At 68.5% G+C, this 26,073-nt stretch carries 23 protein-coding genes; 19 read left to right on the forward strand and 4 right to left on the reverse strand.

Translation table 11 applies throughout. The features are described from left to right. The first annotated feature begins 16 nt into the window (after positions 1 to 16). Both G6N37_RS06405 and fadD1 read left to right on the forward strand, forming a co-directional pair. A complete protein-coding gene (locus G6N37_RS06405; protein ID WP_163677542.1) occupies positions 17 to 1,603 on the forward strand; it encodes a flavin-containing monooxygenase in 1,587 nt (528 codons plus the stop codon). Then, a complete protein-coding gene (fadD1, locus tag G6N37_RS06410) occupies positions 1,600 to 3,189 on the forward strand; it encodes a fatty-acid--CoA ligase FadD1 (RefSeq protein WP_163677545.1) in 1,590 nt (529 codons plus the stop codon). Before G6N37_RS06405 ends, fadD1 begins: the two co-directional genes overlap by 4 nt. Here fadD1 and G6N37_RS06415 read toward each other — a convergent pair. After that, positions 3,165 to 4,034 (reverse strand): DMT family transporter, encoded by an 870-nt coding sequence (locus tag G6N37_RS06415; RefSeq protein ID WP_232075320.1) that lies wholly within the window; start codon positions 4,032 to 4,034, stop codon positions 3,165 to 3,167. The genes fadD1 and G6N37_RS06415 overlap by 25 nt on opposite strands. Positions 4,035 to 4,291: 257 nt before the next feature. On the opposite strand from G6N37_RS06415, the gene G6N37_RS06420 reads away from it, so the two are divergent. From G6N37_RS06420 to G6N37_RS06440, 5 genes are all read left to right on the forward strand, one after another. Continuing rightward, a complete protein-coding gene (locus tag G6N37_RS06420; RefSeq protein WP_163677548.1) occupies positions 4,292 to 5,389 on the forward strand; it encodes a ferredoxin reductase in 1,098 nt (365 codons plus the stop codon). 16 nt (positions 5,390 to 5,405) lie between these two features. Then, positions 5,406 to 6,812, forward strand: a complete 1,407-nt coding sequence (locus tag G6N37_RS06425; protein ID WP_163677551.1) for a fatty acid desaturase family protein — start codon at positions 5,406 to 5,408, stop codon at positions 6,810 to 6,812. Between the two features lie 70 nt (positions 6,813 to 6,882). After that, entirely contained in the window at positions 6,883 to 7,623 is a 741-nt protein-coding gene (locus G6N37_RS06430; RefSeq protein ID WP_163677554.1) for an SDR family oxidoreductase, read from the forward strand. A gap of 57 nt (positions 7,624 to 7,680) precedes the next feature. After that, positions 7,681 to 9,045, forward strand: coding sequence for a molybdopterin-dependent oxidoreductase (locus G6N37_RS06435; RefSeq protein WP_232075498.1), 1,365 nt, complete (start codon positions 7,681 to 7,683; stop codon positions 9,043 to 9,045). Beyond that, positions 9,038 to 9,562 carry a hypothetical protein gene (locus tag G6N37_RS06440; RefSeq protein WP_163677557.1) on the forward strand — a complete coding sequence of 175 codons (525 nt, stop codon included), beginning with the start codon at positions 9,038 to 9,040 and terminating at the stop codon, positions 9,560 to 9,562. Before G6N37_RS06435 ends, G6N37_RS06440 begins: the two co-directional genes overlap by 8 nt. On the opposite strand, the gene G6N37_RS06445 is transcribed toward G6N37_RS06440, so the two are convergent. Further along, entirely contained in the window at positions 9,539 to 9,898 is a 360-nt protein-coding gene (locus G6N37_RS06445) for an SHOCT domain-containing protein (protein WP_163677560.1), read from the reverse strand. The two genes, G6N37_RS06440 and G6N37_RS06445, sit on opposite strands and share 24 nt — an antisense overlap. Before the next feature lie 923 nt (positions 9,899 to 10,821). Here G6N37_RS06445 and G6N37_RS06450 point away from each other — a divergent pair. The 5 genes from G6N37_RS06450 (at position 10,822) to G6N37_RS06470 (ending at position 15,985) form a co-directional block, all read left to right on the forward strand. After that, entirely contained in the window at positions 10,822 to 12,420 is a 1,599-nt protein-coding gene (locus G6N37_RS06450; protein ID WP_163677563.1) for a class I adenylate-forming enzyme family protein, read from the forward strand. Beyond that, positions 12,417 to 13,190, forward strand: a complete 774-nt coding sequence (locus G6N37_RS06455; RefSeq protein ID WP_163677566.1) for a class II aldolase/adducin family protein — start codon at positions 12,417 to 12,419, stop codon at positions 13,188 to 13,190. Before G6N37_RS06450 ends, G6N37_RS06455 begins: the two co-directional genes overlap by 4 nt. Before the next feature lie 116 nt (positions 13,191 to 13,306). Then, on the forward strand, positions 13,307 to 14,575 hold the full coding sequence (locus tag G6N37_RS06460; RefSeq protein ID WP_163677569.1) for an amidohydrolase family protein: 1,269 nt from the start codon (positions 13,307 to 13,309) through the stop codon (positions 14,573 to 14,575). Positions 14,576 to 14,696: 121 nt separating this feature from the next. Next, positions 14,697 to 15,167, forward strand: coding sequence for a GbsR/MarR family transcriptional regulator (locus G6N37_RS06465; RefSeq protein ID WP_163677572.1), 471 nt, complete (start codon positions 14,697 to 14,699; stop codon positions 15,165 to 15,167). Further along, positions 15,164 to 15,985: a class I SAM-dependent methyltransferase gene (locus G6N37_RS06470; protein WP_163677575.1), complete on the forward strand. Its 822-nt coding sequence runs from the start codon at positions 15,164 to 15,166 to the stop codon at positions 15,983 to 15,985. The genes G6N37_RS06465 and G6N37_RS06470 overlap by 4 nt, the downstream gene beginning before the upstream one ends. A 1-nt stretch (position 15,986) precedes the next feature. On the opposite strand, the gene G6N37_RS06475 is transcribed toward G6N37_RS06470, so the two are convergent. Next, positions 15,987 to 17,006, reverse strand: coding sequence for a nitronate monooxygenase (locus G6N37_RS06475; protein ID WP_163677579.1), 1,020 nt, complete (start codon positions 17,004 to 17,006; stop codon positions 15,987 to 15,989). A gap of 110 nt (positions 17,007 to 17,116) precedes the next feature. Here G6N37_RS06475 and G6N37_RS06480 point away from each other — a divergent pair, with 110 nt between their 5' ends. Together G6N37_RS06480 and G6N37_RS06485 are read left to right on the forward strand one after the other, a co-directional pair. Further along, entirely contained in the window at positions 17,117 to 18,718 is a 1,602-nt protein-coding gene (locus tag G6N37_RS06480) for an arylsulfatase (protein ID WP_163677583.1), read from the forward strand. A 6-nt stretch (positions 18,719 to 18,724) separates the two neighbouring features. Then, positions 18,725 to 19,960, forward strand: coding sequence for an FAD-dependent oxidoreductase (locus tag G6N37_RS06485; RefSeq protein ID WP_163677585.1), 1,236 nt, complete (start codon positions 18,725 to 18,727; stop codon positions 19,958 to 19,960). Between the two features lie 470 nt (positions 19,961 to 20,430). On the opposite strand, the gene G6N37_RS06490 is transcribed toward G6N37_RS06485, so the two are convergent. Beyond that, positions 20,431 to 21,021, reverse strand: coding sequence for a SecDF P1 head subdomain-containing protein (locus G6N37_RS06490; RefSeq protein WP_232075322.1), 591 nt, complete (start codon positions 21,019 to 21,021; stop codon positions 20,431 to 20,433). 185 nt (positions 21,022 to 21,206) lie between these two features. Between G6N37_RS06490 and G6N37_RS06495 the strand changes: the two genes are divergently transcribed. From G6N37_RS06495 to G6N37_RS06515, 5 genes are all read left to right on the forward strand, one after another. After that, on the forward strand, positions 21,207 to 22,013 hold the full coding sequence (locus tag G6N37_RS06495; protein ID WP_163677588.1) for a VOC family protein: 807 nt from the start codon (positions 21,207 to 21,209) through the stop codon (positions 22,011 to 22,013). A 16-nt stretch (positions 22,014 to 22,029) separates the two neighbouring features. Continuing rightward, positions 22,030 to 22,902 carry a glycine betaine ABC transporter substrate-binding protein gene (locus tag G6N37_RS06500; RefSeq protein WP_163677591.1) on the forward strand — a complete coding sequence of 291 codons (873 nt, stop codon included), beginning with the start codon at positions 22,030 to 22,032 and terminating at the stop codon, positions 22,900 to 22,902. A 175-nt stretch (positions 22,903 to 23,077) separates the two neighbouring features. Further along, complete coding sequence (locus G6N37_RS06505; protein ID WP_163677592.1) at positions 23,078 to 23,764, forward strand: TetR/AcrR family transcriptional regulator; 687 nt, start codon at positions 23,078 to 23,080, stop codon at positions 23,762 to 23,764. 249 nt (positions 23,765 to 24,013) lie between these two features. Next, on the forward strand, positions 24,014 to 25,216 hold the full coding sequence (locus tag G6N37_RS06510; RefSeq protein WP_163677595.1) for a cytochrome P450: 1,203 nt from the start codon (positions 24,014 to 24,016) through the stop codon (positions 25,214 to 25,216). Further along, positions 25,216 to 26,052 carry a mycofactocin-coupled SDR family oxidoreductase gene (locus tag G6N37_RS06515; protein ID WP_163677599.1) on the forward strand — a complete coding sequence of 279 codons (837 nt, stop codon included), beginning with the start codon at positions 25,216 to 25,218 and terminating at the stop codon, positions 26,050 to 26,052. The genes G6N37_RS06510 and G6N37_RS06515 overlap by 1 nt, the downstream gene beginning before the upstream one ends. The last annotated feature ends 21 nt before the right edge of the window (positions 26,053 to 26,073 follow it).

Here is a 26,073-nt window from a genome sequence, read left to right on the forward strand (position 1 = left end):
CGAAACGGGGGCCGACGTGGCCGACGTGATCGTCATCGGTGCGGGGTTCGGCGGGCTCTACGCCGTGCACCGGGCCGCGTCGGCCGGCCTGTCGGTGATCGGCATCGAGGCGGCGCCCGACGTGGGCGGCACCTGGTACTGGAACCGCTACCCGGGCGCCCGCTGCGACGTCGAAAGTGTGGACTACTCCTACTCATTCGACGAGGAACTCCAGCGGAGCTGGACGTGGACCGAGCGGTTCGCCGCACAACCGGAGATCCTTGCCTACCTGCGTCACGTCGCCGACCGGTTCGATCTGCGCCGCCACTACCGGTTCGGGGTCGACGTCGCCGGTGCCACCTTCGGGCAGGGTCGATGGCGGGTCCGCACCCGCGACCAGCGCACCTTCGCCGCCCAGTTCCTCGTCGCTGCGACGGGCTGCCTGTCGGCGGTCAACCGGCCGGACATCCCCGGTGTCGACGACTTCGCCGGCGAGGTGTACTTCACCGCCGCGTGGCCGCGCGAGGACCCCGACCTGCGCGGCAAGCGGGTCGGCCTGGTCGGCACGGGATCCTCTGGCATCCAAGCGGTTCCGATCGTCGCCACCCAGGCGGATCGGCTGGTGGTGTTCCAGCGATCCGCGAACTACAGCATCCCGATGCCCAACCGCCCCTGGACGCCGGAGGAACAACGCCAGATCCGGGAGCAGTATCCCGAGCGCCGCCGCATCTCCGCCTACGCGGCGTCGGGTACACCGCACGGCACATACCACAAGAACGCGGTCGACACCGACCCGCAGGAGCGCACCGAAGCGTTGTGGCGGCGCTGGCGCGAGGGCGGCGTGCTGTTCGCCAAGACCTTCCCGGACCAGAACTCCGACCTGGCCGCCAACCACATCGCGCGGGAGTTCGCCGAGGAGCGCATCCGCGAAATCGTGGCCGATCCCCTGGTCGCCGGCGACCTCATACCCGTCGACCACCCGATCGGGACGAAGCGAATCTGCACCGACGCCGGCTATTACGCGACGTTCAACCGGGACAACGTCCGGTTGGTGAACCTGCGCCGCGAACCGATCGAGGCGATCACCACCGGCGGTGTGCGGACGAGCGCCGCGACGTATCCCTGCGATGTGCTGATCTTCGCCACCGGCTTCGACGCGCTGACGGGTGCGCTGACCCGCATCGACCCGGTGGGGCCCGCGGGGGTGCGGTTGCGCGACGTGTGGGCCGGCGGCCCCCTGACCTTCCTCGGGCTGATGGTGCCCGGCCTGCCGAACATGTTCGCCATCAGCGGGCCCGGCAGCCCCTCGGTGCTGGCCAACATGGTGCTGCACGCCGAGGTTCAGGTCGACTGGGTCATCGAGCTGATCTCGGCCGTCCGCCGCCTCGGGGTGACGGAGGTCGAACCGCGCCGCGACGCCGCCGAGGCCTGGACGGACCATGTCGCGAAGGCGGCCGAGCAGACGCTGTTCCCGAAAGCGGCGTCGTCGTGGTATCTCGGCGCCAATATCGAAGGCAAGAAACGGGTCTTCATGCCCTACGCCGGTGGGTTCGGCACCTATCGGCGCCACTGCGACGAGGTGGCGCGCCAGGATTACGCGGGTCTGGTGTTCACCACCCGATGATCGAGACGGTTCAGCAACTGCTGCGGCAGCGCCGGGACGACGACACGCCCGCGCTCGCCCACGGCGACCGCGTGTGGACCTGGCGAGAACACCTCGCCGAGGCCGAGGCGGAGGCCGCCGCGCTGATCGCCGTCGCCGACCCCGCCCGTCCGCTGCACGTCGGGGCCCTGCTGCCGAACTCCCCGGCGATGCTGCGCGCCATGGCCGCGGCCGCGCTGGGCGGCTACGTGCTGTGCGGGATCAACACGACCCGGCGCGGGGCGGGCCTGCTGGCCGACATCCGACGCTCCGACTGTCAGCTGCTGCTCGCCGACCCCGAACACCTCGCCCTGTTGGATGGCTTGGACCTCAACGGCATTCAGGTGCTCGATGTCACCGGCCGGCGCTACGCCGAACTCGCGGCCGCGGCGCCGCCCCTGGTTCCGCACCGCGAGGTCACCGGCGGCGATACCCTGATGATGATCTTCACCTCCGGGACCAGTGGCGACCCGAAGGTCGTCCGGCTCGCCCACGCGATGGCGATCATGTGCGGTGCCAGCCTGATCTTCCAGTACGACATCACCGCCGCCGACGTCTGCTACCTGTCGATGCCGCTCTTTCACTCCAACGGTGTCGCCGCCGGGTGGGCGGTCGCCATCGGCGCCGGCGCCACCATGGTCCCGGCCCGGTTCTCGCCGTCCCGCTTCCTCGACGACGTGCGGCGCCACCGCGTGACGTACCTCAACTACGTCGGCAAGCCCCTCGCGTTGATCCTGTCCACCCCGGAGCGGCCCGACGACGCGGACACCACGCTGCGGGTGGCGTTCGGCAACGAGGCGACCGACCGCGACATCGCCGAATTCGCAAGGAGGTTCGGCTGCCGGGTGGTGGACAGCTTCGGCTCCAGCGAGTTCGCGGTGATCGTCGTCCGTGAGGACGGCACCCCGCCGGGATCGATCGGCAAGCCCTATCCGGGGGTGGGCGTGTACAACTCGACGACGCTCACCGAATGCGCCGTCGCCCAGTTCGACGAACACGGGGCGCTGACGAATTTCGACGACGCGGTCGGAGAGCTCGTCAACACCGAGGGCGCGGGCCCGTTCGCCGGCTACTACAACGACCCGGCCGCCACGGCCGAGCGCATGCGGCACGGCATGTACTGGTCCGGCGACCTGGCCTACCGCGACGCCGACGGCTGGATCTACCTCGCCGGCCGCACCGCGGACTGGATGCGGGTGGACGGCGAGAACCTGGCGGCGGGGCCGATCGAGCGGATCCTGGGGCGCCTGCCCGAGGTCAGCCAGGTCGCGGTCTACGCGGTGCCCGACGACCGGGTCGGTGACCAGGTGATGGCCGCGCTGGTATTGCGTGCCGGGGCGCGGTTGACCCCGGACCGCTTCGCGAACTTCCTTGCCGCGCAACCGGACCTGTCGCCCAAAGCTTGGCCTCGTTATGTGCGCATCAACGCCGACCTGCCGACGACCGCGACGAACAAGATCCTCAAGCGTGCGCTGATCGCCGCGGGCGTCAGCGCGGAGGGCGGTGTCTTGTGGACGCGCCCGGCGCGCGGCACCGCCTACAGTCAGCTGACGGCTTCGCCGGCCTGAGCAGGGACCTCCTGCGGCCCTTCCCCGAACCGCGCCAGCACGAGGGTCGCCGACACCGCCACCACGAAGCCGGCGATGACCAGCCACCCGAGCCCGTCGCGCGCGCTGTCGCCCAGCCATACCACTCCGACGAACGCGGGCGCGATGGTTTCACCGACGACCATCCCCGCGACGGCCGTGGTCACCGAGCCGCGGTGCAGGGCGGAGGTCAGCACCAGGAAACCGGCGGCCCCGCCGGCGGCCGCCGCATACAGCGCCGGATTGGTGTAGAAGGCGCGTTTGGTCGGATCGATCACCTCGATCAGCCGCACGCCGACCTCGATCACCCCGAAACCTGATCCGGCCGCCAGCCCCAGCGCCAGCGCACGCGGCCGGTCCGGCAACCGGCCCGCCACGGCGCCGGCGACGAATATCGCGGCCACTACCCCGAGCAATGCCCAGCCGAGCCCGGCCGGGGCGTGCCGGAAGTGCCCCGGCCCGGCCGCGAGCGCGAGCACGACGAGGCTCGCGCACACCACGCCCACCGCGGTCCATTCCGCCCGCGACAACCGCGCCGACAGCAGCCATGCCGCCGCGATGCCGGTCACCGCTATCGACGCGGCCAGCGCCGCGGCGACCACGTAGATGGGCACCATGCGCAACGCCGCCACCTGAAGGAGGAAGCCGATCCCGTCGAGGCCGACGCCGACGGCGTAGCGCCATTGCCGGGCGGCCCGCATCAGCAGCACGGTGTCGACACCCGAGCCGCTGCCGGCCGCCACCGAACGCGTCGCCGCCGCCTGTAGCACCGACGCCGTGCCGTAGCAGACCGAGCAGCCGAGCGCGAGCAGGAATCCGATCAGCACACGTCGAACAATAGGCCTGCGCCAGGGCTCGCGCGGGCGGTCGGCTTGCTGGGAATCCTCTGAACAAATGTTTGGGCGAAGGCCCGGGTGGGCACGCGACAACTACGCGTGGCTTCGGGACTGATCAGGACCCCATGGAAAATCAGTGAACAGCCAAGCGCATCCATTGTGTCGGCGTACATCTGTCAAACAAAAGCATCACAAAGCAATTCGAAATGCACGTTTAGACTCAGTGTACAACTGTGTACTCTAGCGCCATGGCTGAACGTGGCGCGGAACCCCAGGTCCCACGCGGACGCCGGCTGTTCCTGCGGGCCGTGCGGCGGTTGTTCAGCCCGCTGCAGCCGGACGACTACCTGGAGATGATCAACCCGCTCTGGACCACCAAAGAGCTGCGCGGGAGGGTCGAGGCCATCGAGCAACAGGGCTCGGAAGCTGCCAGCGTCCTGATTCGCCCCGGCTACGAGTGGCCCGGGCACAAGCCCGGGCAGTACGTGCGCCTCGGCGTGGTCATCGACGGTGTGTACCACTGGCGGGCGTACTCGCTGACATCGGATCCCGCGCCCGAGGACGGGCTGATCAGCGTCACGCCCAAGCGGGTCGACGGCGGCGTGGTGTCGCCGTATCTCGTGCACAAGATTCAGCCGGGGGACCTGGTGCGGCTCGGCGAGATCGAAGGCGTGTTCACCCTGCCGGAGCCCGTGCCGGACAAGATGCTGTTCATCAGCGCCGGCAGCGGCATCACGCCGATTATCAGCATGCTGCGCGATCTCGACCACCGCGACGAAATGCGCGACGCGGTGGTCATTCATTCCGCGCGCACCCGCGAGCAGGCCATGTTCCTGTCCGCGCTGGAAGAGCTCGAGGAACGCCACGAGGGCATGCGGCTGGATCTGCGCCTCACCTCCGAACAGGGACGGCTGACGCCCGGGGATTTGGACGCCGTGTGCCCCGACTGGCGCGAGCGCGAGGCGTTCTGCTCGGGTCCCGGCGAGATGCTCGACGCGCTGATCGAGCACTGGGAGGACAACGGGGATCGGGACCGCCTGCATTTCGAGCGGTTTCAGCCGAAGATCGGCGGCGACGCCAACGCCGGCGAGGGCGGCATGGTGTGCTTCCTGGACAGCGACAAGGAAGTCGAATGTGACGGTGGCGCATCGATTCTCGAGGCCGGTGAGAAGGCCGGTCTCAACCTCGCCTATGGCTGTCGCATCGGAATCTGCCATACCTGCGTCGGGACGCTGAAATCGGGCAAGCTGCGCGACCTGCGCTCGGGTGACGTGATCGAACCGACCGAGCAGGACGTCCGAATCTGCATCAACACCGCCGAGGGCGACGTCGAACTCGAACTCTGATGGAAAGGAGCGGCTTGTGACAACTGCCGTGAAGAGGGTTGGGGAGTCACCGCTTTCCCGCCTGGGGGAACAAGAACTGGAAAAGCTCGCGAAGGAATTCGACGCGATCCACGACGAGGTGTTCGCCGATCTCGGCGATCGCGACCGCCGTTACATCAAGAACGTGATCTCGGCGCAACGGCAGATCGTGGTGGCCGGCCGGGTGCTGTTGCTGGCGTCCCGCTCGAAGACCGCGTGGCTGCTGGGCACCGCCTGCCTTTCCATGGCCAAGATCTTGGAAAACATGGAGATCGGCCACAACGTGATGCACGGGCAATGGGACTGGATGAACGATCCCGACATCCACTCCTCGGTCTGGGACTGGGACACGGCGTCGACCGCCGAGTCGTGGAAGCACTCCCACAACTACATCCATCACACCTTCACGAACATCCTCGGCAAGGACAAGGATCTCGGCTACGAGATCATGCGCATCGACCCCAACCAGAAGTGGGCCCCGCGCTACCTGGGCCAACCGATCTACAACCTGCTACTGACGCTCCTGTTCGAGTGGGGTGTGGCCGTCCACGACATGGACATCGACGCGATACGTAAACGCGAGAAGCCGTGGTCGGAGGTGCGCAAGGACCTGCGCGGTATCGGCGTCAAGGCGCGCGCGCAGATCTACAAGGACTACCTCGGCTGGCCGGCCATCAGCGCCGGCGCCTTCGCGCTCGCCCAGCTGGCCTTGCGCGGCCGGCTCGAGCAGCCGGCCAAGTCCCGGCTGGGCAGGAGGCTGCGCAAGATATCCAGCGGCGGCCGCACCGGCGCCGCGGCGACCCTCCTGGACAAGGTCGCTCCGGGCGTCGAGAGCACCTACCTGCGCACGCTCGCCGCCGACGCGCTGGCCAACGTCGTCCGCAACGTGTGGGCGCACGCGATTATCTTCTGCGGCCACTTCCCGGATCAGACCTACACGTTCACGCAGGAAGAGGTCGAGAACGAGACGCGCGGCGGTTGGTATGTACGCCAATTGCTCGGTGCCGCGAACATCGAGGGCAGCCCGCTGTTCCACATCATCAGCGGCAATCTCGGTTACCAGGTCGAACACCACCTCTACCCGGACATGCCGAGCAGTCGATACTCCGAGATCGCGCCGCAGGTCAAAGACATCTGTGAGCGCTACGAACTGCCGTACAACTCCGGGCGGTTCGGGAAACAGTGGCTGATGGTGCACCGCAGCATCTTCCGCTTGGCCTTTCCCGGGGGAAAGCCGCGGCCGAAGCCCGGTCCCTACCACGGCAACGTCCATCGTCCCGACCCCGAGCGGCCGAGCGAGGGCACCCGGTTCCGCGACCGCGTCCCGGCCGAGCACCCGGCCGCGGGCCCCGAACACGAGGGCACCGGCGTCCAGGTGCAACCGCCACCGCGCGGCAAGGACTGACTCGGCACCCGGGGCGCCCCGAGTAGCCTTAATTCGCAAGGGGATTCGGGCTGCTGACTCAGGGGGCGCAATGGCGGGGATCGACGGGCAGGTGGTGGCCATCACCGGGGCAAGCAGTGGCATCGGGGAGGCGACCGCTCTGCTGCTCGCCGAGCGCGGAGCGCGGGTGGTGCTGGGCGCCCGGCGGGTCGATCGGCTCGACGACGCCGCGCGACGGATACGCGAGCGCGGCGGGCAAGCCGTCACCTGCGAGACCGATGTCTCGCGACGTGAACACCTCGTGCGGCTCGTCGCCGCGGCCGCCGGCGAGTTCGGCCGGCTCGACGTTCTGGTGAGCAACGCCGGCATCAGCAAGGTCGGGCCGATGTCCGATCTCGACGTCGACGGGTGGTCGGCGATGATCGACGTCAACCTGCGGGGCGTGCTGCACGGGATCGCCGCGGCGCTGCCGGTGTTTCGGCGCCAGCAACGCGGCCACTTCGTCACGACGGTGTCGACCGCGGGGCTCAAGATCGTCCCCACCATGGCGGTGTACGCCGCCACCAAGAACGCCGTTCGCACCGTGATGGAGGGACTGCGCCAGGAATCCACCGACGGTGTCATCCGGACCACGTCGATCTCACCGGGATTCGTCGACACCCAACTGGACAGCTCCATCGACGACCCGGAGGCGCGCGCGCAGATCCGGCGCAACATGACCGAGTTCGGCCTGCCGCCGGCCGCGGTGGCGCGGGCCATCGCCTTCGCCGTCGAACAGCCGCCCGACGTCGAGATCGGCGACATCACCATCCGGCCGACGGTCCAGGGCTAGCACCGAGTCGCGTGGTCTGAACCATTTTCGTCGACCGCTCGTGGATGATCATCGATGATGCACGGCATCCGCAGATCCGATATCGAAGACACCGAGCCGACGGGTGATTCCGGCGGGTACGGGTTTCCGGCGCGGGTGTGGCGCGTGCTGGACGAGCACCCGCCGCCGGGCGTCGCGCGGGCGCAACGGTGGCGCAGCCCGCTGCGGGGACCGTGGCTGACCTCCGTGTTCGGCTCGGTGCTGCTCGTGACCCTGCCGATCGTCGTCGTCACGGGCCTGCTGTCCTACATCGCCTACGGGCCGAGGTTCGGGCAGGCCATCCCGGGCGACGTCGGCTGGCTGAAGCTGCCGACGTTCGATTGGCCCACCAACCCGTCATGGCTCTACCGGTTGACCCAGGGACTGCACGTCGGGCTGGGGCTGGTGCTGATCCCGGTGGTGCTGGCCAAACTGTGGTCGGTGATCCCCAGGCTGTTCGCGTGGCCGCCCGCGCGATCGATTGCCCAACTGCTGGAACGGGTTTCGCTGCTGATGCTGGTCGGTGGCGTACTCTTCGAAATCGTCACGGGCGTGCTGAACATCCAGTACGACTACGTCTTCGGCTTCAGCTTCTACACCGCGCATTACTTCGGCGCGTGGGTGTTCATCGCGGGGTTCGTCGTGCATATCGCGATCAAGATCCCGGCCATGTGGTCGGGCCTGCGCTCGATCTCACCGCGCGACGTCCTGCGCACCGGGCGCGCCGCGACCGCAGCCCAGGCGTGGGAACCGGACGGACTGGTCGCCGCGGACCCGGCCCCGCCCACGATGAGCCGCCGAGGCGCCCTGGCGCTCGTGGGTGGCGGTGCGCTGTTCATGGCGGTCATCACCGCGGGCCAGACCCTGGGCGGCTTCGCGCGGCCGGCCGCGCTGCTGCTGCCGCGTGGCCGCACCCGCGGGGACGGGCCCAACGACTTCGAGATCAACCGGACCGCCGCGGTGGCCGGCATCTCCGCCGGGGACACCGGCGAACGCTGGCGGCTCACGTTGAGCGGCGGACCCCGCGCCGTCGCACTGGACCGCGCCGCGCTCTCGGCCATGCCACAGCACACCGCCGTGCTGCCGATCGCCTGCGTGGAAGGCTGGTCCACCACCCAAACCTGGACGGGGGTGCGGCTGGCGGACTTGGCCCGGCTGGCCGGCGTTCCCACACCGGACTCGGCGCGCGTCTCCTCGCTGGAGCGCTCGGGCGCGTTCGGCCGCGCGACGTTGCAGGGGAGCCAGGTGCTGCACCCCGACGCGCTGCTCGCGCTGCGCGTCAACGGAACGGACCTTTCCCCGGACCACGGCTTCCCGGCGCGCATCGTCGTGCCGGCGCTGCCCGGGGTGCACAACACCAAGTGGGTGGAGTCCATTGCCTTCCACGTGGCCGCAAATGCATAGCGCGCGAGAGGCTTTCGTAAAAGTCTACGGGTCCCGTCCACTGCATCTGCTCACCCTGATCGCCGGGTTCGCGCTCCTGGGCTACGTGGTGGCCACCATCGGACCGGCCACGCTCTGGAATTCACACGTGTGGTGGCAGTCGATCATCGTGTGGTTCGCCGCGGCCATCGTCGCCCACGACCTGGTGTTGTTCCCGGTCTATGCGCTACTGGACGGGCTGCTGTCGCGCAGCGTTGTTCGGCGCGCGCCGCCACGCGTGCCGGTGATCAATCACATCCGGGTGCCCGCCCTGGGCGCGGGCCTGACGCTGCTGGTGTTCCTTCCCGGCATCGTCAAGCAGGGCACCCCCACGTACTCGGCCGCGACCGGCCAGACCCAGGACCCCTTCCTGGGGCGCTGGCTGCTGCTGACCGCGGCGCTGTTCGCGGTCAGCGCCGCCGTCTACGCGGTCCGCGCGACGATGGCGCACCGGCGGCCTGGGGGAGCGCCCGAGCTACATGTCGGCGATGATGTGTAGCCGCCGGGCGCTGTACTCGGTGTCGGAGATGGCGCCCCGGTCGTGCAGATCCTCCAGCTGCTTGAGGCGGTCGTAGGGCGGCGGCCCGGACGGCGGGAGCGCGGGCGGGTGAGCGTGGCTGCCGCCGCTGTGCGGCACGGTGCCGCCCTTGGTGGTCCACCCCGTGCCCAGGTCGATGAGGCGCAGCGCGAACAGCACGCCGGCGGCGGTGATCGGCAGACCGAGATAGAGCATCCAGCCCAACGGCAGGCCGGCTCGGCTCAGCGCGAAATAACGCGTCAGGAGCACGAGCGCGAGCATCGCGCCGGCCAGCAGCACGACGACCTTGGTCTTCATCCGCGGTGAACCTCCGTAAGAGTTCGGTGCCGGCGGCACCGGGTGGTGGGGCAAGTGCAAACCACCCGTGGCGCTACCGATCCCAAGAGCGCCGGGCGACTTCACCGTCGGTGGCGGTCCTTGAAGGATTCTTGAGGACTTCTTGGAGTGTTCTTGGAGGCCGGGTGTGTCGATACGCATCGTCTGACAGGCGATTACAGTGGGGAATCGTGCCTCATGGACAACGACGGGCAGCGGCCGCGATGTGCGGCTGCATGGCAGCCCTTGTCTTGGCGCTTGGGGACATGGCGGCAACGACGCCGACGGCGCACGCGGTGGCACCGTCCACATCCTCGTCGGCCCACGGCAATGCCTTCGGGGTTGGAGCCTTCGGGGTTGGACCGCCCGGTTCTCCCTGCTTCATCGGCCTCAATTGCGGATGTGTTCAACACTGCCAGCAGCCGCCACATCCCCGTCCTCCGAATGTTGCCGGGGATCCGCAGCGCACCCCTCCCGCCTCGGCGCCGCCGAATCCCTAGTGCCGCCACGAAATGCGCAGCCCCCGTCGACTAACTACAGTGGAGAATCGTGGAGTATCGGCAAGCCCAGCCCGTGACCGCGTTGTGCGGTGTTCTGGCGGCGCTTGTCGTCGCATTCGCGTGGTCGCCCGGTGACGTGGCCCCCAGGGCCTCGACCGCCGCTTCGTCCTCGACCGTGACGCCCCCGCCGAGTCCCGGCGGGGCCCTGCCGGTCCAACCCGCCGGCGGGGGCGGCTGCATCATCGGCCTCAACTGCGGTTGTACGCGCAACTGCCACCAGCCGCCGCGCCCCCGTCCCCCCGCCATAGCCGGCGACCCGCAACACAGCGCGCCCGCTCCCGCCCCGCAGGACCCCTAACGGGCATTAGCCGGCGCGGCCGCGGATCGCTTTCCTATCATCTGCTCATGCAGACCGCGGGCTCGCCGGCATTCACCGACGGGGATTCGGCCCGGTTCCGGGCCGCCGGCTTTTGGTCTGACACGACTCTGTCGGACGCGGTGCGCCGTAACGCCCAACTGGCACCGGATCGTCTCGCCTACGTCGACCATCCTGGAACCGCGCTAACTTGGCGCGAACTCGATCGTGCTGCAACAGGTCTGGCGGAACAGCTGGCCGGAGCGGGGATTTCGCCCGGTGACCGGGTGGCGGTGTGGCACGGCGACTCCGCCGCCCTGCACGTGCTCTTCGTGGCCATCGAGCGCTGCGGGGCCGTCGTCGTCGGCATCGGCGCCCGGGCGGGCACCCGTGAGGTCGCCGCGATACTGCGCGGCGCGCGGCCGAAGATCTTGATCAGCGATCGGCAACGCGGCGACGCGGCGGCGGCTGTCGCCAACGAGCTTTCGCTGCCCACCCTGGGCTTGAGCGCCGATGCCGGCACGCCGCGATTGGACGTCCCGGTGCGGCCCAGGCCGCTGGCCGATGGAATCCGCCTGGGGCCCGACGACGTCTTTCTCATCAACTCCACCTCCGGGACCACTGGCCTGCCCAAGTGCGTGGTGCACACGCAGAATCGTTGGCACTACTTTCACCAGAAGGCCGTCGCCAACGGCCGGCTGACGCCGGCCGACACCTTCCTGCCGGTCATCCCGACGCCGTTCGGCTTCGGGCTCTGGACCAGCCACACCACGCCGATCTACCTCGGCGCGACCGCGGTGCTCCTGGACCGGTTCAGCACCAGGGCAACCTGCGAGGCCATATCCGAGCATCGGGTCAGCGTGTTGTGTTGCGTCAGCACCCAATTGACCATGCTGATGGCTGACCCCGCCACCCGCGACCACGACCTGAGCTCGCTGCGGGTCGTGTTCACCGGGGGCGAGGCGCTGCCCTACCGGCCCGCCGCCGAGTTCGAGGAGCTCACCGGCGCCAAGATTCTGCAGTTCTACGGTTCGAACGAAACCGGGCTGCTCAGCGCCACCACGGTCGACGACCCGCGCGAACGCCGGCTGCGCACCGGCGGCCGGATCGTCCCCGAGATGGCGGTGCGGCTCTTCGACGGGGACCGGGACGTCACCGAGACGGGACGGGGACAGCCCGCGTGCCGCGGCCCGGCGACCAGCCTGGGCTATCTGGGCGGGACCGATCACGACAAGCTGTTCACCCGGGACGGGTGGATGCGCATGGGCGACATCTGCGAAATCGACGCCGAGGGTTATCTGACGGTCACCGGGCGAACGTCGGATTTCATCCTGCGCGGCGGGAAGAACATCAGCGCGACCCAGGTCGAGGACGCCGTCGCGACCCATCCCGCCATCGCGGTTGCCGCGGCGGTCGCGATGCCCGACCCGGTGTTCGGCGAAAAGGTCTGCCTCTACGCCGAACTCGTCGACTCGGCCACCGTGGACCTGCCCGAGCTGACCGAACACCTGCTGGCGCTGGGGGTGTCCAAGGAGCTGTTGCCCGAACGGCTCATCGTGGTCGACGAGCTCCCGCGGTCATCCGGCGGGAAGGTTGCCAAAGGCCGGCTCCGCGAGGATATTCGAGCCAGAATGGAGGGGAGATCATGAACGCTCCTGACGCGCGGCGGGGCGGCCTGGAAGTCTGGGCGCCGTCGGTGGTTCCCCCGCTCGGGACCGAGCTGTCCGACGAGCAGGCGCTCGCCGTGGCCTTCCGCCACCTGGCCGGCATCGGATTCGCCGAGAACATGGCGGGACACATCACCTGGCAGCCGGACGGTCGCACGGAGATGCTCGTCAACCCGTGGGGGTTGTGGTGGCAGGAGATCACCGCGTCCGACATCTGTGTGGTCGACGCCGACGCGCGGGTGCTGCGCGGCCGCTGGGACGTCACCCCGGCGATCCACATCCACACCGAGCTGCACCGCGTCCGCGACGACGCCCGGGTGGTCATCCACAACCATCCCTACTACGTCTGCGTGCTCGCGGCGCTGGGCAGGCTGCCCGAGTTGGTGCACCAGACCGGTTCGCTGTTCCTCGACGATCTCTGCCTGGTGGACACCTACGACGGCGAGATCGACAGCCCCGCGCGCGCGGCGGAACTGGCCGCCCGCATCGGCACCGCCAACCTGACCATCCTGGCCAACCACGGCGTCATCGCGACCGGCCGCAACCTGGCCGAGGCCGTCTACCGGGCGGCGTCGATCGAGCGGGTATGCAAACTGGCCTACGACGTGCTGCTCACCGGCATCGAACCGGTGGCCATGAAGTGGTCGGACATGGCCGGCATGCAGCGGTCGCTCGTCGAACGTGCGGCCGACGTGTACTGGGCGGGGGCGGCCAGAATGACCATCAAGGCCGATCCCGGCGTGCTCGCGTGAGCGGGGTCGTCGAGTGTGCACCCACGGCGGCGACACGCCGAGGGACGCCGCCCTCACCGCACACTCGAAGCCGTGACTTCACACTCAACGACCCCGTCCGGCAAGGAGATTGACGAATGAAATCGATCGACGAGCTGGCCGCCGACCTGAACTTCACCACTGCCAAGACCGGCGGCCAACGCTCGGTCACGTTCCTGCCGGACCCGCCGCGGGCGCCCCGGCGCTACACGGTGATCTCGGTCGACGATCACATCGTCGAACCACCGGACACTTTCGCCGGGCGGCTGCCCCGCAAGTTCGCCGACCGGGCACCCAAAGTCGTCGAGACCGACAGCGGGGGACAGACCTGGGTCTACGACGGCCGGGAACTGCCCAACGTCGGCTTCAACGCCGTCGTCGGCCGGCCGGTTGCGGAGTACGGGTTCGAACCGGTCCGGTTCGACGAAATGCGCAGGGGCGCATGGGATATCCACGAGCGCGTCAAGGACATGGACCTCAACGGCATCTACGCCTCGCTCAACTTCCCGTCCTTCCTGCCCGGGTTCGCCGGCCAGCGGCTGCAGCAGGTGACCAGCGACCGCGACCTCGCGCTGGCCTCGGTGCGGGCGTGGAACGACTGGCACCTCGAGGTCTGGGCGGGCTCCTATCCCGAACGGATCATCCCCTGCCAGCTGCCGTGGCTGCTGGATCCGGAGCTCGGCGCGCAGATGATCTACGAGAACGCCGAGCGCGGGTTCCATGCGGTGACGTTCAGCGAGAACCCGGCGATGCTGGGGTTGCCGAGCATTCACTCCGGGCACTGGGACCCGATCATGGCGGCGTGCGCCGAGACGGACACGGTCGTGAACCTGCACATCGGCTCGTCGGGGTCCTCGCCGTCGACCACCGACGACGCGCCGCCGGACGTGCAGGGCGTTTTGTTTTTTGCCTACGCGATCTCCGCGGCGGTCGACTGGCTGTATTCCGGCCTGCCCAGCAGGTTCCCCGGCCTGAAGATCTGTTTGTCGGAGGGCGGAATCGGCTGGGTCGCCGGGCTGCTCGATCGCCTCGACCACATGCTCAGCTACCACGCGATGTACGGCACCTGGCAGGCGCTGGGCGAGAGCCTGACGCCCGCGGAGGTTTTCACGCGGAATTTCTGGTTCTGCGCCGTGGAGGACAAATCGTCGTTCGTGCAACGCGACCGCATCGGCGTAGACAACATCATGCTGGAGGCCGACTACCCGCATTGCGACTCCACCTGGCCGCACACCCAGCAGACGATCCACGAACAGATCGGCGACCTGCCCGCCGACGTGATCCATAAGTTCAGTTGGGAGAACGCATCCCGCCTGTACCGCCACCCGGTGCCGGCGGAGGTGCAGCGCGATCCCGAGGCGTTCTAGCCGCGTCAGCGGGCGACCGGCCCCGCAGGGAACACACGTGCCAACCCCGAGGTTGTTCCACGACATTCCCCCGGCCGTATACTACGTTTAGTATGTTCTGAACGTAGACGTCAGAGGGGTCATGTCGCCGGAAGAGGCCGAGTTCGCCGACCGCATGGGGCTGTTCTTCGAGCTTCTCGGGGCCACTCGCACCATGGGCCGGGTGTATGGGTGGCTACTGATCTGCGATCCACCCAGCCAATCGTTGACTCAGCTGGCCGAGGCGTTGTCGGTCAGCAAGGCCTCGATCAGCACCGTCGCCCGGCAACTGCTGGAAGGCGGCATGGTGGAGCGATTGCCCAGCCCGAACCGTCAACACCTCTACCGCGTCACGCCAGGTGGGTTCACCAGCGTTCTGGAAACGCAGTTGTCCCTGATGCGGCTGGGGATCGAGCCCGCCGAGTTCGCCCTGTCCGTGCTGGGTGAGGACCGTGCCGCTCAGCGCCGGCGCGTCGAGGATTTCCGCGATTTCTGCGAGTTCTGCACCAATGCCTACCGCGACCAGCTCATGCAGATGTGGACCGAATATCGGGCGGCAAGGAGAAAGCCATGACTTCGACGGGCAAGGTCGACTTCACCGGTGTGCGGTGGGGCTCGGTGGAATGGACCAACCTCGTCACCCTGTATCTACGCGCTCACGAAAGCCGGTCGAGCCGGCCGATTTTGGGGGACGCGGCAGCCGCGGAAGCGGTGGACCGGATCGACTACGACTTCAAGCGAATCCACCGGAGTTCGCTGCCGGCGTCGAACCAGTATCTGGTCGCGTTGCGGGCGCAACAACTCGACGACTGGTGCGCGGCGTTTCTGGGGCGTCATCCCGAAGCGGTGGTGCTGCACCTGGGTTGCGGCCTGGACGGCCGCGCCTTCCGGCTCGCCGTGCCGCCGTCGGTCTCGTGGTTCGACGTCGACCAACCCGGTGTCATCGAGCTGCGCCGGCGGCTCTACGCCGACAGCGAGCGCTACCGGATGATCGGCTCGTCGGTGACCGATCCCGGTTGGCTGGACCAGATCCCGACCGGGTGTCCCACCCTGGTCATCGCCGAGGGCCTGCTGATGTACTTGACCGAGCAACACGTGCGGCAGCTTCTGCGGCGGATGACCGACCGATTCGACTGCGGTGAAATGCATTTCGACACGCTATCGGCGCTGGCGCCGCTGCTGTCGAAGGTGTTCACCAGGGGAATCATCAAGTGGGGCATTCGAGACGCGCGGGAGCTGCAGACGTGGAATCCCAGGCTGCGGTTGCTCGAGCAGACGTCGACCCTGGCCGGCTATCAGCGAATCGAATCGACGGCGGTGCGGTCGATCTACCGGTTGATGTGGTACGCGGGCGCGCGCAACTACGACGTGCTCAACCGCTTCGAGTTCTGAATCACAGCCCTGAGGCCAGCCGCTGCAGGATCTCGGCCGCGGGTTCCGCGGTGGCATGCCGGTATCCGGTGCCCGCCCACAGGTGCACGTAGTCGGGCCTCCCCGCCGCGGCCGCGGCTTTGCGCAGCGGGCTGGTGAGGTGATGGAGGGCGGGGTAGCCCAGTGGCGCGTGCGCCTCGTGGGCGTCGATGAACGCGTTGCGCAGCCCGCGGGCGGGGCGGCCGGTGAAGGCGTGCGTGAGCACCGTCTCGGTATACGTGGGATCGGTCAGGGCCGCCTGGTGGGTGGCCGACGCGCCGCTTTCGTCGGCGCGCAGCAGAACGGTCCCGACCGCCGCCGCGGCCGCGCCGGCGCGGATCACCTCGGCGACCGCGGTGGGAGTGGCGAGCCCGCCAGCGGCCAGCACGGGCAGCGGGATCGTCGCGACGATCCGCTCCACGAGCTCGGCAATCGGCACCGCCGCCAACGGCTTTCGCGGCGAGAGCGTGCCGGAGTGCCCACCGGCGGCCACCTCCTGCACGGCGAGCATGTCGACCCCGGCGTCGCGCGCCTGCGCCGCCTCCTCGGGTGTGGTCACCGTCTGGACCACGACGGTGTCGGCCTTGCGCAGGTCAGTGATCACGCCGCGGGGTGGAATGCCGAAGGTGAACGACACCATCGGGACCGGGTCGTCGAGCAGCAGCGCGATCTTCTCGTCGAATCTGTCGTTGTCCTCGATCGGGTCCGGCGGCAACGTCAAGCCGAACTGGTCGGCGTCGCGCTGAACGACCGCGGCATAAGCCCGGTAGCTCTCGGGGTCGACCGGGAGCGGGTTGGGCGCAAACAGGTTGATGCCGAACGGGATTGCCTCCGCGCGGACCTGCTTGAGCTCGGCTTCGACCGCCTCCACGGTCTTGTAACCCGCGGCGAGCATGCCGAAGGCGCCGGCGCGGTTCGCCGCCGACACCATCGCGGGCGTGGTCGGGCCGCCGGCCATCGGGGCGGCGACGAGCGGAATGGACATCCCGAACTGAGCCAGCATCTGAAGGGTCCTTCCCGTCGCGCGGGCGCGCACAGCGCCGCTTCGACAATAACGACGGGCCGTCGCGGCAGCATTCCGCCCTGGCGCCGGACCTGGCAGGATGCTTCACCGTGAAGAGGCCCAACTTCCTCGTGATCGTGGCGGACGACCTCGGGTTTTCCGATATCGGCGCGTTCGGCGGCGAAATCGAGACGCCCAATCTCGATCGGCTCGCCCACGCGGGAATCCGGTTCACCGATTTCCATTCGGCGCCGGCCTGCTCGCCCACCCGGGCGATGCTGCTGACGGGAACCGACCACCACGTCGCCGGAATCGGCACGATGCTGGAGGTCGCGGGTCCCGGCTTCCGCGGCGCACCCGGCTACGAGGGCTATCTCAACGACCGTGTGGTGGCGTTGCCCGAACTGCTGCGCGACGCCGGGTACCTGACGTTGATGTCGGGCAAGTGGCATCTGGGCGCCACGATCGAGACATCGCCCTGGGCACGTGGATTCGAGCGCTCGTTCGCGTTGCTGCCGGCCGGGGCCAGCCACTTCGGGGGCGGCGGGGCCCGCAGTTTCTCGCCCGTGCCAACGCTTTACACCGAGGACGACCGGTTCGTGACGGTCGGCGACGACTTCTACTCGTCGGACTCCTACACCGACAAGCTCCTGCAATACCTGCGGGAACGCGCGCCCGGCGACGACCGGCCGTTCTTCGCATACCTGCCCTTCCAGGCGCCGCACTGGCCGCTGCAGGCACCGGACGAATCCATCGCGAAATACCGGGGCCGTTATGACGCCGGGCCCGACGTCCTGCGCGAGGAGCGACTGGCGGCGCTCAAGCGGCTGGGCCTGTGCCCACCCGACGTCGAGGCGCACCCGGTGGTGGCCGACGGCGCCCCGGAATGGGCCGACATGACCGCCGAACAGCGGGCGGCGTCCGCGCGCAGTATGGAGGTCTACGCGGCGATGGTCGACCGCATGGACTTCAACGTCGGCCGGGTGATCGACTACTTGTCGGAAAGCGGCGAGCTCGACGACACGGTCGTTATCTTTCTGTCCGACAACGGCGCCGAGGGCGCCATCGTCGAAGCGATGCCACTGGTCGGTGCCCGAATCGCCGCGCAGATCGAAAAGCATTGCGACAACAGCGTCGACAACCTCGGCCGGCCGTCATCGTTCATCTGGTACGGGCCGCGGTGGGCGCAGGCCGCCACCGCGCCGTCGCGGCTGCACAAGGCGTTCACCACCGAAGGCGGGATCCGGGTGGTCGGCTTCGCCACCTGGCCCGGGTTTGACCGGCAGGGCCAGATCGGCACCGCGTTCAGCACCGTCATGGACATCGCCCCGACGGTTCTCGAACTGGCGGGTGCCGCACACCCCGGCACGTCCTACCGCGGGCGCGAGGTGGCACCGATGCGCGGGCGCTCCCTGGTCGGGTACCTGTCGGGCGGCGCGGACACCGTGCATGACGCCGACACCGGCACGGGCTGGGAGTTGTTCGGCCGCCGCGCCATTCGCCAGGGGGAGTGGAAGGCGCTGCACCTGCCCGCACCGTACGGTCCGGGCAGCTGGCAGCTCTACGACCTCGCCTCGGATCCGGGCGAGATACACGACCTGGCCGAGTCGCACCCCGCCAAGCTGGCCGAGCTGCTGACGTTGTGGGATCGCTACGTCGAGGAGAACGGCGTGATCCTCGATCCCGTGTCGGTGTTCGACCTCGAGTTATGAGTCCTGATGGCTGAGACAACCACCTGCGCGATCATCGGTGGCGGCCCCGCCGGCATGGTCCTGGGGCTGCTGCTGGCTCGGGCGGGCGTGCAGGTCACCCTGATGGAGAAGCACGGCGATTTCCTGCGGGACTTCCGCGGCGACACCGTCCACCCGACCACCATGCGGCTCCTCGACGAGTTGGGCCTGTGGGAACCCTTCGCCGCCTTGCCTTTCACCGAAGTCCGCACCGCGAAACTCGAATCCAACGGACGGTCGGTGACCTACGTCGACTTCGAGCGGTTGCGCCAGCCCCACCCCTTCGTCGCGATGGTGCCGCAGTGGGATCTCCTGAACCTGCTCGCCGATGCCGCACACGCGGAGCCGAGCTTCTCGCTGCGGATGAGCACCGAAGTCACCGGGCTGTTGTGGGAGGCCGGCAGCGTCGCCGGGGTGCGCTACCAGGGGCCCGACGGTCCCGGCGAACTACGGGCGGAGTTGACGGTTGCCTGCGACGGCCGCTGGTCGATCGCGCGCCGGGCGGCGGGATTGAAGGCGCGCGAGTTCCCGGTGAAGTTCGACGTGTGGTGGTTCAGATTGCCGCACAAGGAGGAAACCGAGTACTCGTTCCTGCCCCGGCTGGGCCCGGGCAAGGGTCTTGCCGTGATCCCCCGCGAGGGCTACTTCCAGATCGCGTACCTCGGGCCGAAGGGCATCGACGCCCAATTGCGGGCGCGCGGTATCGACGCATTCCGGCGTGACGTCGAAGAGCTGCTGCCCGATATGCCCGAGTCGGTGGCGGCGTTGCAATCCATGGATGACGTCAAACATCTTGACGTGCACGTGAATCGGCTGCGCCGCTGGCACACCGAAGGGCTGCTGTGCATCGGGGATGCCGCACACGCGATGTCGCCCCTGGGCGGCGTCGGTATCAACCTGGCGGTGCAGGATGCCGTCGCCGCCGCCACCGTGCTGGCCGAACCGCTGCGGCGACACCGGGTCGGCACCCGCGAGCTCGCCGCGGTGCACCGCCGGCGCGTGTTCCCCACGGTGGTGACGCAACTGGTCCAGCAGGTGCTGCACCGGCTGTTGCTCGGTCCACTGCTGCGCGGCGCGGATCCCACGCCGCCCGCCGCGTTGCTCGGCCTGATGCGGCGGTTCCCGTGGCTGTCGGCCGTGCCGGCTTACTTCGTCGGCGTCGGAGTACGGCCCGAGCACGCCCCGGAGTTCGCGCGCCGCGCGCCCGTCGACCGGGATGGCTGAGTCAGCGTCCCGGGCGCCGGGAAGAGCGATCGCCGGCCCGTGGAGGCGGTTTGATGTTTCGCGGGCGAGGGTAACCTCTGCTGACGATGTGAGGTCGTGAAATCGGTCCTGTCTCCACGTTGCGGACGCCGCCTCTGGCGAGCCATGGGACCGAGAGGAGGCCAGAGCTAATGGATCTCAAGAAGTTTGCAGGTAAAGCCGCGGTCGCCGGCGCGTTGAGCGCCGTGGCGCTCGGCTTCGGTACCGGTATGGCACAGGCCCACCCCGGGCCGTGGCCGCCGCCGGGCCCACCGGGTCCGCACGTCGTCGACGACGGTCATTGGAACCCGCTGCCACCTGGGCAAATCAAGCAGATTTGTCCCTGGCAGGCGCCGCCCGGTCACTGGGTTGGTGGCCCGCACGGCGTTCCCTGCACCTGACTCCCGGGACGTTGATGGAGCCGACCCGCCGCGCTTCTGCGCGGGGCGGGTTCAGGCGGGCCGGGCGGCCAGTTGGGCCAGTTGCGCGGCAACCTCGGCCGTTTGGGTGGTCAGCACGATTCGGCCGGAAGTCACCGGTTCCTCGATGATCGGGGCCTCGAGAACGAGATTGTCGCGGACGAAGGCCACATGGTCCCGCAGGTGCGCCGCGGTGTAGGACGCCCACGCGGCCGCCGATGGCTGGTCCAGGATCAGGGTCACCTCGTAGAAACCCGCGGTCAGCGACTTCGGTGGGTCGACGTGTATCAGCCCGAGCTGCAGGGTCTCTGGAGCGAGCAGGTACGAGGTGGTCCGGCCGATGTCGCACGCGGTGAGCGCATCAGTAGGCGCCACCCCGTGATTCGGATCGCTGGCGGGGCACTTCGGCGGGCTGGCCGGCTGCGATTTGTTGACCGGGCGGACGGGCAACGGCGCGATCTTCACGATGGGTGCAGCCGGCGCGGCCGATGGTGTCGTGGTGGGCGCCGCGTTGGTGGTTGTCGACGTGGTGGGTGCGGCCGGGTGCCGCGTCGGGTGGCAGCCGCATGTCAGCGCCACGAGCAGGCCGACGCACGCGAGCCAAGCGCCGGCTTTGACATCCATTCGGCGTTGAACCATTCGGTCATTGTTCCAGTCGTTGTCCGGCGGTCGGTTTCGCCCGCGCCGGCGCACACGCGCTTGGTGGCCACTCACGTCCGCCGTCATGCGTCATCGCACCAACGCTCGCATCTCGATGCGGCCTGCATACGCGATTGTCGCGCGGCTGGCGCGTGGGTAGGCTGCGGCGGATGGGAGTCCGCACCGGGTACGCGGAGGGGACGTTCAGCTGGGTTGACCTCGCCACTTCCGACCCGGATGCGGCCACAGTGTTCTATGGGACGCTCTTCGGCTGGACGCCGGACGAGCGGCGTATGTCGGACGGTCGCACGTACACGGTGCTGCGCCGCGAGCAGCAGGAGGTCGCTGGGCTCTATGCGCTCCATACGACCGACCCCGCCGGTGGTGAGCCACGCTGGAACTCGCACGTATCGGTCGCCGACGTCGACGCGGCGGCCGCCCGCGCCCGCGCGTTGGGAGGCACCGTCTTAGCCGGGCCGCTGGATGCCGGAGACCGCGGGAGGTTGGTGGTCGTGCGCGATCCGCACGGGGCCGTCATCCATCTCTGCCAGCCCGGCCGGCACTTCGGCGCGACGTGCGTGAACGAGACCGGGTGTCTGACGTGGAATGAGCTCGCCACCCTGGATGTCGATGCCGCGATCGCCTTCTACTCGCGACTGTTCGGCTGGCACATCGAGTTCCTCGCCGGCATGCCCGTGCCTTACTGGGTGATCCGTGTGGGAGCGCCCGCGGTGCCGGTGCTTTCGGGCGACAACGGCGGACTGCGCGGTCTGACGGCGGCGGACGCCGGCGTGCCGTCGCGCTGGCTGCCCTACTTCGTCGTGGCCGACGTCGCCGAGGCCGGGGCAGCGGCCATCGCCGGCGGCGGCGCGGTTCTCGCGGGGCCGACGGAGCAGCCGAAGGGTCGCTTCAGCTTGCTGCGCGATCCGCAGGGGGCGAGCTTCCTGGTCTTCGAAAGCAGCAAGCTCGACCCGTGAAGGGGCGGAAGCGGACGTGATCCTGGCCGAGACGTTGGTGTTCGGCTCGGGCCCCGAGTGTCCAACCGAACTGCTCTGTTTGCCGCTGTTGCGCGCGCGGTATGGGCTCACCTTCAAGGAGTTTCGTGTCACCGATGCCGGGGGGCCACGCACCGTCGAGGCGCTCGAAACGGGAGCGATTCAGGTTGGCGTGCTCTTCACGACCGATCCACGCCTTCTCGCCGGCGACTTCGTCCTGCTCGAGGATGACCGGCACGCCCAGCCCGCCGAGAGCGTGACGCCGATTCTGCGCGAAGAGTTGCGCATGGCGCACGGCGCCGACCTTGCCGCGACCATCGATGCCGTGAGCGCGGAACTCACGACCGAGCGCCTCGCCGACCTCAATCGTCGCGTCCTTCTCGGGTCATCGCCCGCGGCGGCGGCTGAATTCCTCACCGAGCGGCGGCTCGGCCCGACGCCCCGCGTATCGCGGAGAAACCGACCGGCGATTGTCGTCGGCTCGGCCAACTTCGCCGAGAGCGTGACCGTGGCCGAGCTTTACGCCCACGCGCTGGCGGACGCCGGCTTCCCGGTCGAGCGGCGCCTCGGGATCGGCAACCGCGACACGTACTTTCCGCTGCTCCGCGACGGCGCAGTCGACCTCGTCCCCGAGTACGTGGGTAGCCTCCTCGCGTACCTGGACGGCAGCCGTGGGGGGATCCCGGATGCGCACCAAGCCCATGCGGCGCTCGCCCAGGCGCTGCGGGGAACGGGCCTCGCCGCTCTGCAGCCGGCGCCAGCCGAGAACAAGAACGGCATCGTCGTGACCGCCGCGACCGCGGCGCGCCACGGCCTGACGCGGATCAGTGATCTCGGCCGGGCGATCGGCGATGCGGACGGGAGCGGGTGACTCGCGGCGGCGTGCAAATCGCGTTGAATTATCCGACCATTCATGTAGTCGAGAGTTGGTGAGTGGTCGGCCGTTGTTCGTCAGCCGTTTCGCTCGGAGGTGTCGTCGGACATCAAACCAGATCTTCAGCAACACTACGAATATAGAGTAAAGTGTTGGTCCGAGACGAAGGGCCATGGACAGACGCCGAAAGCCTAATCCCGGGGAGCGCCGCCGCGACTTGTGCGACGCGGCGATTCAGTTGTTGGCCGACGACGGGGCCAAGGGCGTGAGCCATCTCAAGGTCGACCGCAAAGCCGGCGTGCCCGACGGGACGACGTCGTTCTATTTCCGCACCCGCTCGGCGCTGCTGCGCGCGGTGGCCGAGCGGCTGGCCGAGCTGGATCTCGCCGAGCTGCAATCGGTGGCGGACAGCTCGACCGACCGGAAAGACGATGCCTCGCCCTCGCGGTTGTCGCAGGTGGTCATTCAGGCCGCCAGTGAACCGCAGTTGTCGCGGACCAAGGCCCGCTACGAGCTGACGATGCAAGCCACCCGCGACCCGGCGCTCGCCGCGATCCTGCAACAGGCCACGGACGAGTTCACCAAGTTGCACCGCGAGATCCTCGTGCAACTGATGCCGCACGGCGCGGATCTGGAACCGGCGGTGGTCGAGGACCTCAGCAACGTCACGCTGACGTTCATCAACGGTCTGCTGCAGCGGCTCGCGCATGGGGACCGGTTGATAGACACCGCCGAGCAGCTGGACGGGATCTTGTCCGCGATGGCGGTGGGGATTCTCAAAAGTCCGAACAAGGGGCGCCTGACACGAAGCGACGGCCTGCCGCCGGCGCGCAGCCGCCGGGCCGCGGGATCCGGGTGAGGCTGCGGGCGGGACACGGATGCGTGGCTCTGGCTCTTGCCAGGGCACCCGCTGTATGGTTCTCTACGAGAATAGAGTAAATCCACGTTCGCGGACCGTTTCAGCCAAAACCCGCGTGCGGGTACGAGCATTGTGATTAAGCGGAGTGTATAAATTGTCCGAGCCCGATCCGGCGCTGACAGACCGGCGGCACCGGCTCTGTCGCACGCGATGCGGGAACCCGGAAATGCCTGCGGTAGGAGGGATTTCGTGACGGCGAGCACCGATAGCCATGTTCGATTCGATCCGTACGATGTCGAGCTGATTGCCGACCCATATCCGATGTTCAAGCGCCTGCGTGACGAGGCGCCGCTGTACTACAACTCCGAATACGACTTTTACGCGCTGAGCAGATTCGCCGATGTAAACAAGGGCATCCTCGACTACGGCACTTACAGCTCCGCGCGGGGCGTGATCATGGAACTGATCAAGGCCAACCTCGAAATCCCTTCGGGCATGCTGATCTTCGAAGACCCGCCGATCCACGACGTGCACCGCAAGCTGCTGTCGCGCATGTTCACCCCCCGCAAGATCGCCGCGCTGGAGCCGATGATCCGCGAGTTCTGCGCACAATCGCTCGATCCACTGGTGGGCTCGGGCCGGTTCGACTTCGTCACCGACCTGGGGGCGATCATGCCGATGAAGGTCATCAGCGCGCTACTCGGCATCCCCGAAGAAGATCAGGAATACATCCGCGACCGCGGCAACGCTCAGTTGCGCACCGAGCCCGGCAAGCCGATGAGCGCCGCCGAACATGGGTTGTCGGTGGGGGAGCAGTTCGAGGCCTACATCGACTGGCGCGCCGACAATCCGTCCGATGACATCATGACCGAACTGCTCAACGTCGAGTTCGTCGACGAGACCGGCACCACGCGGCGGCTGAGGCGCGAGGAGATCCTGGTGTACCTCAACGTGGTGGCCGGAGCGGGCAACGAAACGACCACGCGGCTGATCGGTTGGGCGGGAAAGGTTCTTGCGGAGCACCCCGATCAGCGTCGCGAGCTCGTCGAGAACCCCGGACTCATCCCGCAGGCTATCGAGGAGTTGCTGCGCTTCGAGCCGCCCGCGCCGCACATGGCGCGCTATGTGACCCGCGACGTCAGCCTCTATGACCGGACGGTGCCCGAGGGCAGCGTGATGCTGATGCTGCTCGGGTCGGCGTGCCGAGACGAGCGGCAGTTCGGTCCCGACGCGGGCGAATTCAACATTCACCGCGCGGCCCGCCCGCACCTCACGTTCAGCGTCGGCGCCCACTTCTGCCTGGGCTCGGCGCTGGCCCGGCTGGAAGGCCGTGTCGCCCTGGAAGAGATCCTCAAGCGCTTCCCGGAGTGGGAGCCCGACATGGCCAACGCCACGCTCAGCCCGACGTCGTCGGTGCGGGGCTGGGAAACCCTGCCCACCGTGGTGCCCTGATGACGGGCCGCGTCGAGGGGAAGGTCGCGTTCATCAGCGGCGCCGCCCGCGGTCAGGGGCGCAGCCACGCGGTCCGCTTGGCGCAGGAGGGAGCCGACATCATCGCGGTCGACATCTGCGGGCCGGTCGAGAACCTGGCCTATCCCCACTCGACGCCGGAAGACCTGGCCGAGACGGCCGACTTGGTGAAGGCCCAGGATCGGCGAATCGTGACCGCGCAGGTGGACGTTCGCGACTACGAGGCGCTGAAATCCGCGGTGGACAACGGTGTCGAACAACTCGGGCGGCTCGACGTCATCGTCGCGAACGCCGGCGTGGGCACCGACGGCAGGAAGCTGCACAAGATCCGCGAAGACGTCTGGCAGGACATGATCGACATCAACCTGACCGGCGTCTGGCACACGGTCAAGGCCGGTGTGCCGCACCTCCTCTCGGGCGGGCGCGGCGGATCGATCGTGCTCACCAGCTCGGTCGGCGGACGCAAGGCATACCCGAACACCGGCCACTACATCGCGGCCAAGCACGGCGTCATCGGCTTGATGCGTGCGTTCGCCGTCGAGCTCGGCCAGCACATGATCCGCGTCAATGCGGTGCTCCCCACCCAGGTCAGCACCACGATGGTGATGAACGACAACACCTACCGGCTCTTTCGCCCGGACTTGGAGAATCCGGGGCCGGACGACTTCGCCCCCATCTCGCAGCTCATGCACACCCTGCCCGTGCCATGGGTGGAAGCCGCGGACATCAGCAACGCGGTCCTGTTCCTCGCCTCTGACGAATCCCGTTATGTCACCGGCGTTTCGCTTCCCGTCGACGCGGGCAGCTTGCTCAAATAGCGCTAATTCAAGAGAAGTTGG

Source organism: Mycobacterium seoulense (assembly GCF_010731595.1).
Lineage (GTDB): Bacteria > Actinomycetota > Actinomycetes > Mycobacteriales > Mycobacteriaceae > Mycobacterium > Mycobacterium seoulense.